Source organism: Pseudomonas sp. TE3-3-F2023, from assembly GCF_036784815.1.
Lineage (GTDB): Bacteria > Pseudomonadota > Gammaproteobacteria > Pseudomonadales > Pseudomonadaceae > Aquipseudomonas > Aquipseudomonas pudica.
This window is the reverse complement of the sequence record NZ_CP145113.1, coordinates 404,368-418,724: the sequence shown is the minus strand read 5'-3', so window position 1 is coordinate 418,724 and position 14,357 is coordinate 404,368. Positions and strand designations below refer to the sequence as shown.

The 14,357-nt window shown below is 62.4% G+C and carries 12 protein-coding genes; 10 read left to right on the top strand and 2 right to left on the bottom strand.

Annotated features, from left to right (window positions below):
- The first annotated feature begins 97 nt into the window (after nucleotides 1–97).
- Entirely contained in the window at nucleotides 98–1,918 is a 1,821-nt protein-coding gene (typA, locus tag V3314_RS01850; RefSeq protein WP_013974573.1) for a translational GTPase TypA, read from the top strand.
- Nucleotides 1,919–2,103: 185 nt separating this feature from the next.
- Nucleotides 2,104–3,525: a PhoPQ-activated pathogenicity-related family protein gene (locus tag V3314_RS01845; protein WP_046613486.1), complete on the top strand. Its 1,422-nt coding sequence runs from the start codon at nucleotides 2,104–2,106 to the stop codon at nucleotides 3,523–3,525.
- A gap of 12 nt (nucleotides 3,526–3,537) precedes the next feature.
- On the opposite strand, the gene V3314_RS01840 is transcribed toward V3314_RS01845, so the two are convergent.
- The gene (locus tag V3314_RS01840; RefSeq protein WP_046613485.1) at nucleotides 3,538–3,942 is read right to left on the bottom strand and encodes a YkgJ family cysteine cluster protein; all 405 of its coding nucleotides are present in this window, start codon (nucleotides 3,940–3,942) and stop codon (nucleotides 3,538–3,540) included.
- 185 nt (nucleotides 3,943–4,127) lie between these two features.
- Between V3314_RS01840 and V3314_RS01835 the strand changes: the two genes are divergently transcribed.
- The 5 genes from V3314_RS01835 to V3314_RS01815 all read left to right on the top strand — a co-directional run bounded on the left by V3314_RS01835 (nucleotide 4,128) and on the right by V3314_RS01815 (nucleotide 9,557).
- Entirely contained in the window at nucleotides 4,128–6,578 is a 2,451-nt protein-coding gene (locus tag V3314_RS01835; protein ID WP_046613484.1) for a glycogen/starch/alpha-glucan phosphorylase, read from the top strand.
- A 248-nt stretch (nucleotides 6,579–6,826) separates the two neighbouring features.
- Nucleotides 6,827–7,837 (top strand): class 1 fructose-bisphosphatase, encoded by a 1,011-nt coding sequence (locus tag V3314_RS01830; RefSeq protein WP_085599848.1) that lies wholly within the window; start codon nucleotides 6,827–6,829, stop codon nucleotides 7,835–7,837.
- A gap of 3 nt (nucleotides 7,838–7,840) precedes the next feature.
- Entirely contained in the window at nucleotides 7,841–8,437 is a 597-nt protein-coding gene (locus tag V3314_RS01825; protein ID WP_046613482.1) for a DUF924 family protein, read from the top strand.
- A 296-nt stretch (nucleotides 8,438–8,733) separates the two neighbouring features.
- The gene (bamE, locus tag V3314_RS01820; RefSeq protein WP_003249234.1) at nucleotides 8,734–8,988 is read left to right on the top strand and encodes an outer membrane protein assembly factor BamE; all 255 of its coding nucleotides are present in this window, start codon (nucleotides 8,734–8,736) and stop codon (nucleotides 8,986–8,988) included.
- Nucleotides 8,985–9,557 carry a lipocalin family protein gene (locus tag V3314_RS01815; protein ID WP_046613480.1) on the top strand — a complete coding sequence of 191 codons (573 nt, stop codon included), beginning with the start codon at nucleotides 8,985–8,987 and terminating at the stop codon, nucleotides 9,555–9,557. Before bamE ends, V3314_RS01815 begins: the two co-directional genes overlap by 4 nt.
- Before the next feature lie 33 nt (nucleotides 9,558–9,590).
- Here V3314_RS01815 and V3314_RS01810 read toward each other — a convergent pair whose 3' ends face one another.
- Nucleotides 9,591–10,955, bottom strand: coding sequence for a formimidoylglutamate deiminase (locus tag V3314_RS01810; RefSeq protein WP_046613479.1), 1,365 nt, complete (start codon nucleotides 10,953–10,955; stop codon nucleotides 9,591–9,593).
- 145 nt (nucleotides 10,956–11,100) lie between these two features.
- Between V3314_RS01810 and hutC the strand changes: the two genes are divergently transcribed.
- The 3 genes from hutC to hutU all read left to right on the top strand — a co-directional run bounded on the left by hutC (nucleotide 11,101) and on the right by hutU (nucleotide 14,297).
- Nucleotides 11,101–11,811: a histidine utilization repressor gene (gene hutC / locus V3314_RS01805; RefSeq protein ID WP_153671434.1), complete on the top strand. Its 711-nt coding sequence runs from the start codon at nucleotides 11,101–11,103 to the stop codon at nucleotides 11,809–11,811.
- Entirely contained in the window at nucleotides 11,808–12,380 is a 573-nt protein-coding gene (locus V3314_RS01800) for a HutD family protein (RefSeq protein ID WP_196188485.1), read from the top strand. Before hutC ends, V3314_RS01800 begins: the two co-directional genes overlap by 4 nt.
- Before the next feature lie 243 nt (nucleotides 12,381–12,623).
- On the top strand, nucleotides 12,624–14,297 hold the full coding sequence (gene hutU / locus V3314_RS01795) for a urocanate hydratase (RefSeq protein ID WP_013974561.1): 1,674 nt from the start codon (nucleotides 12,624–12,626) through the stop codon (nucleotides 14,295–14,297).
- The last annotated feature ends 60 nt before the right edge of the window (nucleotides 14,298–14,357 follow it).

Sequence of the window (14,357 nt, the reverse complement as noted above, 5' to 3'; positions counted from 1 at the left end):
CCATCGCCCTCCCGACCATCGGGCCCGCTGAGCCTCAAACCGTACATATTCGCCGCCTACACTGGCGGCAACCGAATCCTCTGATCGAGATACAGTTGTGATCGAAAATCTGCGTAACATCGCCATCATCGCCCACGTTGACCATGGTAAAACCACCCTGGTAGACAAACTCCTGCGCCAGTCCGGCACCCTGGAGCGTAACGAGCTCAACGACGAGCGCGTGATGGACTCCAACGACCAGGAAAAAGAGCGCGGCATTACCATCCTGGCGAAAAACACCGCCATCAACTGGAACGGCTACCACATCAACATCGTCGACACCCCCGGCCACGCCGACTTCGGTGGCGAGGTTGAGCGTGTAATGTCGATGGTCGACTCCGTGCTGCTGCTGGTCGATGCCCAGGACGGCCCGATGCCGCAAACCCGCTTCGTGACCAAGAAGGCTTTCGAAGCTGGCCTGAAGCCAATCGTCGTGATCAACAAGGTTGACCGCCCTGGCGCGCGTCCTGACTGGGTTCTGGACCAGATCTTCGACCTGTTCGACAACCTCGGTGCCACCGATGATCAGCTGGACTTCCAGGTTGTCTACGCTTCGGCCCTGAACGGCATCGCCGGTCTGGACCACACCGACATGGCCGAAGACATGACCCCGCTGTACCAGTCGATCGTCGACAACGTACCGGCGCCGAACGTTGACGTCGATGGCCCGTTCCAGATGCAGATCTCCGCTCTGGACTACAACAGCTTCCTCGGTGTTATCGGCGTTGGCCGTATCGCCCGTGGCCGTATCAAGCCGAACACCCCGGTTGTTGCCATCGACACCGAAGGCAAGAAGCGTAACGGCCGTATCCTCAAGCTGATGGGCCACCACGGCCTGCACCGCGTCGACGTTGAAGAAGCCCAGGCTGGCGACATCGTCTGCATCAGCGGTTTCGACGAGCTGTTCATCTCCGACACCCTGTGCGACATGAACCACGTCGAGGCGATGAAGCCACTGACCGTTGACGAGCCGACCGTTTCGATGACCTTCCAGGTCAACGACTCGCCGTTCTGCGGCAAGGAAGGCAAGTTCGTCACCAGCCGTAACATCAAGGAACGTCTGGACAAAGAGCTGCTGTACAACGTTGCACTGCGCGTTGAAGAAGGCGACTCGGCTGACAAGTTCAAGGTTTCCGGCCGTGGTGAGCTGCACCTGTCGGTTCTGATCGAAACCATGCGTCGTGAAGGCTTCGAGATGGCTGTAGGCCGCCCTGAAGTGATCATTCGTGAAGTCAACGGCGTGAAGCAGGAGCCGTTCGAAAACGTCACCATCGACATCCCTGAAGAATCTCAGGGCAAGGTCATGGAAGAAATGGGCCTGCGTAAGGGCGACCTGACCAACATGGCGCCGGATGGCAAGGGCCGTGTACGTCTGGAGTACAACGTGCCTGCTCGTGGCCTGATCGGTTTCCGTAACCAGTTCCTGACCCTGACCAACGGTGCCGGCATCCTGACCTCGATCTTCGATCGCTACGACACCATGAAAGCCGGCCAGATGTCCGGCCGCCTGAACGGTGTACTGGTTTCGATCGAGACCGGCAAGGCGCTGACCTACTCGCTGGAAACCCTGCAGGCTCGCGGCAAGCTGTTCATCGAGCACGGCCAGGACATCTACAACGGTCAGATCATCGGTCTGAACAGCCGTGACAACGACCTGGGCGTGAACCCGACCAAGGGCAAGAAGCTCGACAACATGCGTGCTTCGGGCAAAGACGAAGTCATCGCCCTGGTACCGCCGGTTCGCCACACCCTGGAACAGGCCTTGGAATTCATCCAGGACGACGAGCTGTGCGAAGTGACTCCGAAGTCGATCCGCCTGCGCAAGAAGATCCTGGACGAAGGCGAGCGTACCCGCGCTGCCAAGAAAGCCAAGGCTTGATCGTCTAGCTTGAGCTGAAACGAGAACGCCCCCGGTCGAAAGGTCGGGGGCGTTTTTGTTTGTCGGGTTTTTGTAGGGGATATCTCAAGCGGATGTAGGTTGCATCTTTCACGGCCTTTTGCGACTTGTGCGCGCTTGTTGTGAGGCCTAGCGTGAAGTGCTTTCTTGAAGCAGGAAGCATGCACATGAATTATCGTTTAGCGTTGGCCATCCCTTGCCTGATGGCTGGCTTGCAGGCTTGTGCTGTGCAGGACTGTGCCAACCCGCGTCCGCAGGATGTCGTCCAGTGTCATATTGGCAAGGTGCGTCAGGCACCCTTGGAAGCCGTATTGCTCGAGCAAGCCTCCGAGCCTGGCTATGAGTTCCGTCGCTTGCAGATGGTCTCCCAGGTGTGGGAGCCAGCCCCGGTGGTTGAGCCGCACCGCTGGGAGCATGATGTCGAGCTGCATATCCCACACAATGCCGTGCCCGGCAAAGCCTTGCTGGTTGTGAACAACGGTGTGCGGTTCGGGCCGGCGCAAACTCCTGACTATACCCGCGAGGCATTACGCGAAGTCGCCCTCAAGGCACGGATGGCCGTGGTCATGATCAGCGATGTGCCCAATCAGTACGTGACCTTCAACGATAACGAGAAGCCCTTGCGTGAGGATGACGCCGTGGCCCATACCTGGGCGCATGCGCTACGCGGCGCCGCGCCGGAATTGCCACTGCACGTGCCGATGGCCGCGGCGGCAAGCCGGGCGATGGATCTGGCCGAGCAAGAGCTGGAAAAGCAAGGGCTCACTGTTGATCGCTTCATTATCACTGGCGCCTCCAAGCGCGGCTGGAGCGCATGGCTCACGGCATTGGCCGATGAGAGGGTAATGGCCATCGTGCCCAGTGTGATCGACGTCGCGGATACTTCGGACATGCTGGCCGGATTGCGCAAGCGTTATGGTGGTCACTGGCCCTTGGCACTGGGTTCCTACCAGCAGGCCGGTGTCCTGCAACAGCTGGGAACGCCGGCATTCGAGCGGCTGATGGCGATGATGGACCCGATGCAGTACCTGAACGAAAAAGGGCAGCGTCTGGCCATTCCCAAGTACCTGGTGTCCGCCAGCGGTGACGATTTCTTCGCACCTGACCCGGTCACTGACTATCAGCAGCGCTTGCCAGGCCAGACCAGCCTCAGGGTGCTACCCAATTCGGACCATGGTGGAGTGCGTCAGGCGGTTGTCAGCACCTTGGTGCCTGCGCTGACGCGCTTGCGCGATGGCACACCTTTGCCAAGCGTGCAGGTATCGGCAAGCGGGCATGCCGGGCAGATGAGCGTCGGCTTCTCTGAGCCGCCCGTGGCGGTGAAGCTATGGACGGCGAGCAACAGCCATGACCGCGACTTCCGCTATGCCTGCGGTGTGCGCTACCAGTCCGAGACGCTCGCTCCCATGCAGAGCTTCACACTGCGGCACACCGCGCCGGCTGTAGGCTGGCAGGCGCAGTTCATCGAGGCGAAATTTGCTGACGGCTTCATCGCCACCAGCCCGGTCAGCGTGCTGCCGCAGACTTATCCTGAGCATCCGCCGATGGATCATGGCGGTGCGTGCAAGAGCTTCCCCGCTGGTGGGTAGTGGCAGGCTGGTCTAGCGCGAGGCCACCTTTGGCTTGTAAGCACAGTAACCTGGCCGCGGCCCGACCTTGGGGTGGTTGCGGCAGGTATCCGGCCGCTTGTCATAAATGGTGCACAGCCGGCTTTTACGATCCAGGTACAGGCAGTCATCATTGCTCATCCGGGTCAGGGTGAAGATTCCCGACTTCTGGTTGAAGCGTTCGATGATGCCGTCCTTCTGCAGGCGTTTGGCGATGTTCTTCGGCGGTTCGTCTTTCTCGAACTCGTCGACCACGCCGATACGGATCAGATCCTTGATCTTCACCTCCACCGGCAGGGTGCAGCAGGTCGAATGGCAGCCATGGCACATGTTGCTGGTGTAGCGCTGCCAGGTCTCCAGGCGGTCGACTTCGGCTGCGGCGATCAGGGTCGTTTTCATCGTTATGGTGGTGTATCACGGTCTTGGGGCGCGCGATCATACCGGAATTGTTCAATTTATGAACAACCTTTTGCCGGAATCGCAGAGTGGGCATGAAAACTGCGAACGGTAACTGTCACTCCCTGTCGAAGGGTCTAGGCTCAACAGTCTCCCTCCGTTTTCGTCAACTTGCCCGAGGATGCCGCATGTCCCAGGAACCCAAAGCTCGTGACGCCGAGGTGGCCGAATTTCGCGCCGCTGTACTGGACAAGCTGACCTACGCGGTCGGCAAGGACCCGGAGCACGCCTTCGACCACGACTGGTTCGAAGCCATCGCCCTGGCCGCGCGCGATCACATGGTCGATCACTGGATGGACCACACCCGCCAGGCTTATCGCCGCAGCCAGAAGCGGGTCTATTACCTTTCCCTCGAATTCCTCATCGGCCGCTTGCTGTACGACAGCCTGAGCAACCTGGGCCTGCTCGACATTGCCCGTGACGCACTGGAAGGGCTGGACGTGGACCTGGAGCGCATCCGCCTGCTCGAGCCCGATGCCGCGCTGGGCAACGGCGGCCTTGGCCGCCTGGCGGCGTGCTTCATGGAGAGCATGTCGACCTTGGGCATTGCCGCTCACGGCTATGGCATCCGCTACGAGCACGGGCTTTTTCGCCAGGCCATGGTCGATGGCTGGCAGCAGGAGCAGACCGAGAACTGGCTGGACTTCGGCAACCCCTGGGAGTTCGAGCGCGCCGAGGTGATCTACCCCATCAGCTTTGGCGGCAGCGTCGAAACGGTGCACGACACCCACGGCCAGCAGCGCCAGGTGTGGTGGCCGGGCGAGACCGTGCGGGCGGTGGCCTACGACACCCCGGTGGTCGGTTGGCGCGGGGCCAGCGTCAATACCCTGCGCCTGTGGCGTGCGCGGGCGCTGGAAGAGCTGCACCTGGAACGTTTCAATGCCGGTGACCACCTGGGGGCGGTGGCCGAGGTGGCACGGGCTGAAAGCATCTCGCGGGTGCTGTACCCGGCTGACAGCACCGAGGCGGGCCAGGAACTGCGCCTGCGCCAGGAGTACTTCTTCGTCTCGGCTTCGTTGCAGGACCTGCTGCGCCGCCACCTGAACATGCACGAGAACTTGCTCAACCTGCCTGACGCGGCGGCCATCCAGCTCAACGACACCCACCCGTCGATCGCCGTGGCCGAGCTGATGCGCCTGCTGGTCGACCAGCATGAAATCCCCTGGGATACCGCCTGGGAGCTGACCGTCGGCACCTTGGCCTACACCAACCACACCTTGCTGCCCGAAGCCCTGGAAACCTGGCCGGTGGCGCTGATGGAACGCATGCTGCCGCGGCACATGCAGATCATCTACCTGATCAACGCCTACCACATCGACGCGCTGAGGGCGAAAGGCCTGCACGACTTCGACGTGTTGCGGGCCGTGTCGCTGATCGAAGAAGACAACGGTCGTCGGGTGCGCATGGGCAACCTGGCGTTCCTTGGTTCGCACAGCGTCAACGGTGTGTCGGCGCTGCACAGCAAGCTGATGAAGAGCACGGTGTTCGCCGAGCTGCACAAGCTCTACCCGCAACGGATCAACAACAAGACCAATGGCATTACCTTCCGCCGCTGGCTGTACCAGTCCAACCCGCAGCTGACCGCCATGCTGGTCGAGGCGCTGGGCCCTGAACTGCTGGACGACCCGGAAGGGCGCCTGGCCAATCTGGTGCCGTTTGCCGACAAGAGCGGCTTCCGCAAGCAGTTCGCCGCGCAGCGCCTGCACAGCAAGCGTGCCCTCGCCAGCATCATCCAGGACCGCCTTGGCGTTACGGTGAACCCCGAAGCGCTGTTCGATGTGCAGGTCAAGCGCATTCACGAATACAAGCGCCAGTTGCTCAACCTGCTGCACACCGTGGCGCTGTACCAGGCCATGCGCAACGACCCCGGTACCGACTGGGTGCCGCGGGTGAAAATCTTCGCCGGCAAGGCTGCGGCCAGCTATCACCAGGCCAAGCTGATCATCAAGCTGGCCAACGACATCGCCCGGGTGGTGAACAACGACCCGACCGTGCGCGGCCTGCTGAAAGTGGTGTTCCTGCCCAACTACAATGTCAGCCTGGCCGAGAGCATCATCCCGGCGGCGGACCTTTCCGAGCAGATTTCCACCGCCGGTTACGAAGCTTCCGGCACCAGCAACATGAAGTTCGGCCTGAATGGCGCGCTGACCATCGGCACCCTGGATGGTGCCAATGTCGAGATGAGCGAGCAGGTGGGTACCGAAAACATGTTCATCTTCGGCCTCACCGCGCAGCAGGTGGAGGCCAGGCGGCGTGACGGGGACTTTGGCGCCAGTGCGGCGATTGCTGCGTCCAGTCGCCTGAACGACGTGCTGCAGGCCATTCGCAGCGGGGTGTTTTCGTCGGACGACCCGTCGCGCTACAGCGCGCTGATCGACGGGCTGGTGGCTCATGACCGCTTCTTGGTGTGTGCCGATTTCGATGCCTACTGGGATGCGCAGCGAAGGGTAGAGGAGCTGTGGCACACGCCGCAGGAATGGTGGCGCATGGCGGTGCTGAATACCGCGCGGATGGGCTGGTTCTCGTCGGACCGGACCATTCGGGAGTATGCCAGCGAGATCTGGAAGGCGCTGGATTGAGGAAAAGGGGCCGCTGTGCGGCCCATCGCCGGCAAGCCAGCTCCTACCTCGACCGCGTCGACCTCGAGCCATGTGCAGTCCCTGTGGGAGCTGGCTTGCCGGCGATGGGCTGCACAGCAGCCCAACCGACCATCGGCTTGGTGCTTGCTGAACTTCAGGGGCTGAAGTCGAGTCTCTTTGCTCGCTAGCCCGCAACTCTCCCTGTAAACTGCGGGGGTTTTCATCCCCCAATCCTTTCGGAGCCATACATGTCCCGCGTTACCCTGAGTCGCTATCTGATTGAGCAGACCCGCAGCAACAATACCCCTGCCGATCTGCGCTTCCTGATCGAAGTGGTGGCGCGTGCGTGCAAGGAAATCAGCCATCACGTGTCCAAAGGTGCCCTTGGTGGCGTGCTGGGCAGCATGGGCACTGAAAACGTGCAGGGCGAAGTCCAGAAGAAACTGGACGTGATTTCCAACGATATCCTGCTGGAAGCCAACGAGTGGGGCGGCCACCTGGCCGGCATGGCCTCCGAAGAAATGGACAACGCCTACCAGATCCCGGGCCGGTACCCGAAAGGCGCCTACCTGCTGGTCTTCGACCCGTTGGACGGCTCGTCCAACATCGACGTGAACGTTTCGGTCGGCACCATCTTCTCGGTACTGCGTTGCCCTAACGAATACCTGAGCCAGAACGAAACCCTGAACGAAAATGCCTTCCTGCAGCCAGGTACCCAGCAGGTCGCCGCCGGTTACGCCATCTACGGCCCGCAGACCATGCTGATCCTGACCCTGGGCAACGGCGTCAAGGGCTTCACCCTCGACCGCGAACTGGGCAGCTTCGTCCTCACTCACGAAAACATCCGTGTGCCGGAAAGCACTGCAGAGTTCGCCATCAACATGTCCAACCAGCGCCACTGGGAAGCCCCGGTTCAGCGCTACGTGGGCGAACTGCTGGCAGGCGAGACCGGCCCGTTGAAGAAGAACTACAACATGCGCTGGATCGCCTCGATGGTGGCCGACGTACACCGCATCCTGACCCGTGGCGGCCTGTTCATGTACCCACGTGACGCCCGCGAGCCGAGCAAACCGGGCAAGCTGCGCCTGATGTACGAAGCCAACCCGATGTCCTTCATCATCGAACAGGCCGGTGGCGCTTCCACCAACGGTTACGATCGCATCCTCGACATTCAGCCAGAAAGCCTGCACCAGCGTGTGTCGGTAATCCTCGGCTCGAAGGAAGAGGTCGAGCGCGTCACCGCCTACCACAAGGAGTAAGTCATGCTCGCACCTTGGCAGCCGTTGCTGGAGTGGTGGTTCGGTTGGGGCACCAGTCCCCAGGCCGTGGCTGACGAGAAGAGCACGCTGTGGTTCGGCAAGCATCATGATGCCGAGGCCCATGCGCTGTTTGGCGAGCTGGTCGAGCACGCCCTGGCGGGTGGGCTCGACGAGTGGCAGCAAAGCCCGCAGGGCTGGCTGGGCCTGCTGATCCTGCTGGACCAGCTGCCACGCATGATCTACCGCGACACGCCGCGCGCCTTCGAGGGCGACCGGCGTGCCCAGGTGGTGGCGATGCAAGGTTTGCAGAAAAACTGGGATTACCAGTTGCTGCCGATCCAGCGAGTGTTCGTGCTGCTGGTGCTGGAGCATGCCGAGGTGCTGGACTGGCAGAACCTGTGCGTCGAGCGCTACCAGGTGCTGCTGGACGAGCAGCCCGAAGCCAACCGCAGGTTGTTCGAAGGCTTCCTCGACTACGCCGAGCAGCACCAGCGGGTAATTGCCCGTTTCGGGCGCTTCCCGCACCGCAACCTGGTGCTGGAGCGGCCGAGTACCAGCGAAGAGATGGACTTTTTGCTGGAGCCTGGGTCCAGGTTCTGATTCCAGGGCTGGCGGGATCTTCGTAGGCGCAGCCTTGTGCTGCGAAGAGGCCCCTGCTGCCCTTGCATCCTTGTTGGCCTTACCGGCCCTTTCGCAGCACAAGGCTGCTCCTACAGTGTGTAGGGGCGGCCTTTTTTGTTTGAGCAGGATAATTCTTTGTGATTAATCGCACAGTAGTGGCCATCCGACCAATGGCGTAGGGGGAGAGGAGGGTGACCAGGGAACCTGGGAGGGTTTTTGCCGTCGAAGGTCACTGCAGGCCACTCGCCTGTATCCCCTCTCCAGGAGTGTCCTTCATGTCGTTGCGTTCCCTCGCCCTGTTGTCGCTGTGCGTCGTCCTGACTGCCTGCAGCAAGATCAATCAGGAAAACTATTCCAAGATCAAGGCCGGTATGAACAAGGCCGAGGTCGAGCAGCTGCTTGGCACGCCGACCGAGTGCTCTGGCGCGCTGGGGATGAGCAGTTGCACCTGGGGGGACGAGAAGAGCTTCATCAGTGTGCAGTACGCGGCTGACAAGGTGCTCATGTATTCAGGGCAGGGTCTCAAATGAGGCACCTGTATCTGCTGATGGGGGTATGCCTGGCGTTGCTGCTGGGTGGCTGTGCCGGCTCTGTGCACGACCCGCTGGCACCGAAAACTGCGGGCAACATCGACCTCAAGCGCTATCAGGGCAAGTGGTACGAGCTGGCACGCCTGCCGATGCGCTACCAGACCGGCTGCGAGCAGTCCGAAGCGCACTACAATCTCAGGCTCGATGGTAGCCTCGGCGTCCTCAACCGCTGCCGCACCATGGGTGACGAATGGCTGCGCGCCGAAGGGCATGCGAACATCCAGGAGCCGGGGCACACCGACAAGTTGTGGGTCGAGTTCGACAATTGGTTCACCAAGCTGGTGCCAGGGGTGGCGAGGGGCGAGTACTGGATTCTTTATGTGGATGAGCGCTACCGCACAGCGGTGGTCGGCAGCCCGGACCGCAAGCACTTGTGGATCCTGTCGCGCACGCCGACGCTACCGGCCTGGGAGCGCGAGAACTTGATGTCCAAGGCCCGGCAGCAGGGGTACGACACCAGTCGGCTGATCTGGCGTGCGTCGGACCAGCAGATCGTCAAGAGGCACTGAGTTTCTGGGGGCTGCAAAGCAGCCCCAATAGACTCAGCCCAAAAGCTGCCGCAGTACTTTGGCAAACGCCAACCGGCTTTGCTCTTCCTGTGCATGGCGCCCCTGGCGCACCACCCACTGCCCATTCACCATCACATCCCGCACCTGGCGATCGCCCCCGGCAAACAGCCAGCGGTTGAGAATCGCATCCCCATCGGCCATGGCGATGTAAGGGTCCTGTCCATCGAGCACCAGCCAGTCGGCACGTTTGCCCACGGTCAGTTCCCCGACCGCCTGCCCCAGCGCCTGCGCGCCGCCCGCCAGTGCAGCGTCATACAGCGTGCGCCCGACCATCGGCTGGTCGCCGCGATACAGGCGGTTACGCCGCTGGTCGCGCAGCCGCTGGCCATATTCCAGCCAGCGCAGCTCCTCCACCACGCTCAGCGACACATGGCTGTCTGAACCAATGCCCATGCGCCCACCCTGCGCCAGGTAGTCCACTGCCGGGAAAATCCCGTCGCCAAGGTTGGCCTCGGTGGTCAGGCACAGCCCCGCAACCGCGCCGCTGCGGGCCATGGCGGTGACTTCATCCGGCTCGGCATGGGTTGCATGCACCAGGCACCAGCGTGGGTCCACGTCCACGTGCTCGTACAGCCACTGCAGCGGGCGCAGGCCGCTCCAGGCCAAGCAGTCGTCGACTTCCTTCTGCTGCTCGGCGATATGGATATGCACCGGGCACTGCTTGTCGCTGGCTGCCAGCACTTCTGCGATCTGCCCGGGCGTCACGGCGCGCAGCGAATGGAAGCACAAACCCAGTTGCTGCGCAGGTTGTGCGGCCAGCAGTGGGGCCAGCTGCGCTTGCAGTTGCAGGTATTGTTCGGTGGAGTTGATAAAGCGCCGTTGCCCGTCGTTCGGGGCTTGGCCACCGAAGCCTGCGTGGCTGTACAGTACCGGTAGCAAGGTCAGGCCAATGCCGCTGTCGGCAGCAGCTGCGCTGATGCGGCGGGACAGTTCGGACGGGTCGGCGTAGGCCTTGCCGGCCTGGTCATGGTGCACGTAGTGGAACTCGGCGACCGAGGTGTAGCCGGCCTTGAGCATCTCGATGTACAGCTGGCGGGCGATGACCTGTAGCTGCTCCGGGCTGATCTGGCCGACCAAGCGATACATCAGGTCGCGCCAGGTCCAGAAACTGTCGTTGGGGTTGCCGGCGACTTCCGCCAGCCCTGCCATTGCGCGCTGGAAGGCATGCGAGTGCAGGTTGGGCATGCCGGGCAGCAGCGGGCCGGCCAGCCGCTCGGCGCCCTCGCCCGAGGCACCTGGTTCGATGCGGGCCAGCTGGCCATCACTGGTAACCTCGATGCGGACATGGCTGGCCCAACCCGTAGGCAGCAGGGCGCGTTCGGCGAAGTAGGCGGACATTGGTGAAAATCCTGTTATTGTTAACTTGTATATACATATACAGGCGTTTGCCTGCCGGGTAAACTGCGGCAAGCTACCGCTCATTCCATTTGCACAAGGATCCAACGCCGTGCCGACACCTCCTGTCTCCGCGCTGGTTGCCCAGATGGGCGAGGGCCCGGCTCCGCTGTACGCCCGGGTCAAACAGATGATCATCCAGCAGATCGACAACGGCAGCTGGCCACCGCATCACCGGGTACCCTCGGAGAGCGAATTGGTCAGCCAGCTGGGCTTCAGCCGCATGACCATCAACCGCGCCCTGCGCGAACTTACCGCCGAAGGCCTGCTGGTGCGCATGCAAGGGGTCGGTACCTTCGTTGCCGAGCCCAAGGGGCGTTCGGCGCTGTTCGAGGTCAACAACATCGCCGACGAAATTGCCGCGCGTGGCCACCAGCATAGCTGCCAGGTAATCACCCTCACCGAGGAAGCGGCCGGTTCCGAGCGGGCCCTGGCCCTGGACATGCGCGAAGGCCAGCGGGTGTTCCACTCGCTGATCGTGCATTTCGAGAACGGCGTGCCGGTGCAGATCGAGGACCGCTACGTCAATGCGGCGATTGCCCCCGACTACCTCAAGCAGGACTTCACCCGGCAGACGCCTTACGCCTACCTGTCGCAGGTGGCGCCGCTGACCGAGGGTGAGCACGTGGTCGAGGCAATCCTGGCCGAGCCGGAAGAATGCCGCCTGTTGCAGATCGAGCGGGGCGAGCCCTGCCTGCTGATCCGCCGTCGCACCTGGTCCGGCCGCCAGCCGGTGACCGCCGCGCGGCTGATCCACCCCGGTTCCCGTCATCGCCTGGAAGGACGTTTCAGTAAATGAGCCAGCTGCAGTTGTTGCGTGCGCAGGGCTACCCGCGCATGCCGTGGAAGAACGGTGGCGGTTTCACCGAAGAGATCACCCGCGACAGTGGCGAAGGCCTGGAAGGCTTTGGCTGGCGCCTGTCGATTGCCGATATCGAGGAGTCGGGCGGGTTTTCTACCTTCGCCGGCTACCAGCGGATCATCACCGTGCTGCAGGGTGACGGCATGCGCCTGCTGGTCGACGGCCAGGCCAGCAGGCCATTGCTGCCGTTCGATGCCTTCGCCTTCAGTGGAGAGAGCCAGGTTAGCTGCAAGCTGCTGGGCGGGGCGATCCGCGATTTCAACCTGATCTATGCACCGCAGCGCTACCGGGCGCGGTTGCAGTGGTTCGATGGCACCAGCCGCTTGTACAGCTCGGCGTCGACGGTGTTGCTGTTCGCTGCCAGCAGCCAGGTCGAGGTTGGCATCGCCGGGGGTGAGACGCAGCGCTTGGGGTTGTATGACTGCCTGCGCTTGGAAGGCAATGACCAGTTGTTGGGGTTGGATGTGCAGGGGCGGTTCTGCCTGATCGAACTCGTTTCACGTTGAGATAGCCGGGGGCTGCTGCGCAGCCCATTCGTAGCACAAGGCTGCTCCTGCAGGGGAACGCAAACCCTTGCAGGAGCAGCCTTGTGCTGCGAATGGGTCGCGCAGCGGCCCCTTGGTTTTCCGCACCGCTCAGCGGAAAAGTCCAACTATTTTGGTTGTCCATGCTTGTACATACAAGTAAAGGTGTGTTTGTATATCTACCACGACATACCCGCCCGCGGACGACCGCAGAGGACCTTTCCCGTGACCGACAACAACAAATACCGTGACGTTGAAATCCGTGCCCCACGTGGCAACAAGCTGACTGCCAAAAGCTGGCTGACCGAAGCGCCACTGCGCATGCTGATGAACAACCTCGATCCACAGGTCGCGGAAAACCCGAAAGAACTGGTGGTGTACGGCGGTATCGGCCGCGCTGCCCGTAACTGGGCGTGCTACGACAAGATCGTCGAGACCCTGACCCGCCTGGAAGACGATGAAACCCTGCTGGTGCAGTCGGGCAAGCCGGTCGGCGTGTTCAAGACCCACAGCAACGCCCCGCGCGTACTGATCGCCAACTCCAACCTGGTGCCGCACTGGGCCAACTGGGAACACTTCAACGAACTGGACGCCAAGGGCCTGGCCATGTACGGCCAGATGACCGCCGGCAGCTGGATCTACATCGGCAGCCAGGGCATCGTCCAGGGCACCTATGAAACCTTCGTCGAAGCCGGTCGCCAGCATTACGGTGGAAGCCTGAAAGGCAAGTGGGTACTGACCGCCGGCCTGGGCGGCATGGGCGGCGCCCAGCCACTGGCCGCCACCCTGGCCGGTGCTTGCTCGCTGAACATCGAATGCCAGCAGAGCCGCATCGACTTCCGCCTGGAAACCCGTTACGTCGACGAGCAGGCCACTGACCTCGACGACGCCCTGGCACGCATCGCCAAGTACACCGCCGAAGGCAAGGCCATCTCCATCGCCCTGCACGGCAACGCTGCCGAAATCCTGCCAGAGCTGGTCAAGCGTGGCGTGCGCCCGGACATGGTCACCGACCAGACCAGCGCCCACGACCCGCTGAACGGTTACCTGCCAGCCGGCTGGACCTGGGAACAGTACCGCGACCGCGCGCAGACCGAGCCGGCTGCAGTGGTCAAGGCCGCCAAGCAGTCGATGGCCGTGCACGTGCAAGCCATGCTCGATTTCCAGAAGCAGGGTGTGCCGACCTTCGACTACGGCAACAACATCCGCCAGATGGCCAAGGAAGAAGGCGTGGCCAATGCCTTCGATTTCCCGGGCTTTGTACCGGCCTACATCCGCCCGCTGTTCTGCCGCGGCATCGGCCCGTTCCGCTGGGCGGCGCTGTCAGGTGATGCCGAAGATATCTACAAGACCGACGCGAAGGTCAAGGAACTGATCCCCGACGACGCCCATCTGCACCGCTGGCTGGACATGGCCCGCGAGCGCATCAGCTTCCAGGGCCTGCCGGCACGTATCTGCTGGGTTGGTCTGGGCCTGCGCGCCAAGCTGGGCCTGGCGTTCAACGAAATGGTACGCAGCGGCGAGCTGTCGGCACCGATCGTGATCGGTCGTGACCACCTGGACTCCGGTTCGGTGTCCAGCCCCAACCGTGAAACCGAAGCCATGCGCGACGGTTCCGACGCTGTCTCCGACTGGCCGCTGCTCAACGCCCTGCTGAACACCGCCGGCGGTGCTACCTGGGTTTCGCTGCACCACGGTGGTGGTGTGGGCATGGGCTTCTCCCAGCACTCGGGCATGGTCATCGTCTGCGACGGTACCGATGAAGCCGCCGAGCGTATCGCACGCGTGCTGACCAACGACCCAGGGACCGGTGTAATGCGTCATGCCGATGCCGGTTACGACATCGCCATCGAGTGCGCCAAGGAGCAGGGCCTGGACCTGCCGATGATCACTGGCTGATCGCCACGCTTTGGATCGCACCCCGCCAGGGGTGATACTGAACAACAAGAAGGAGCACGC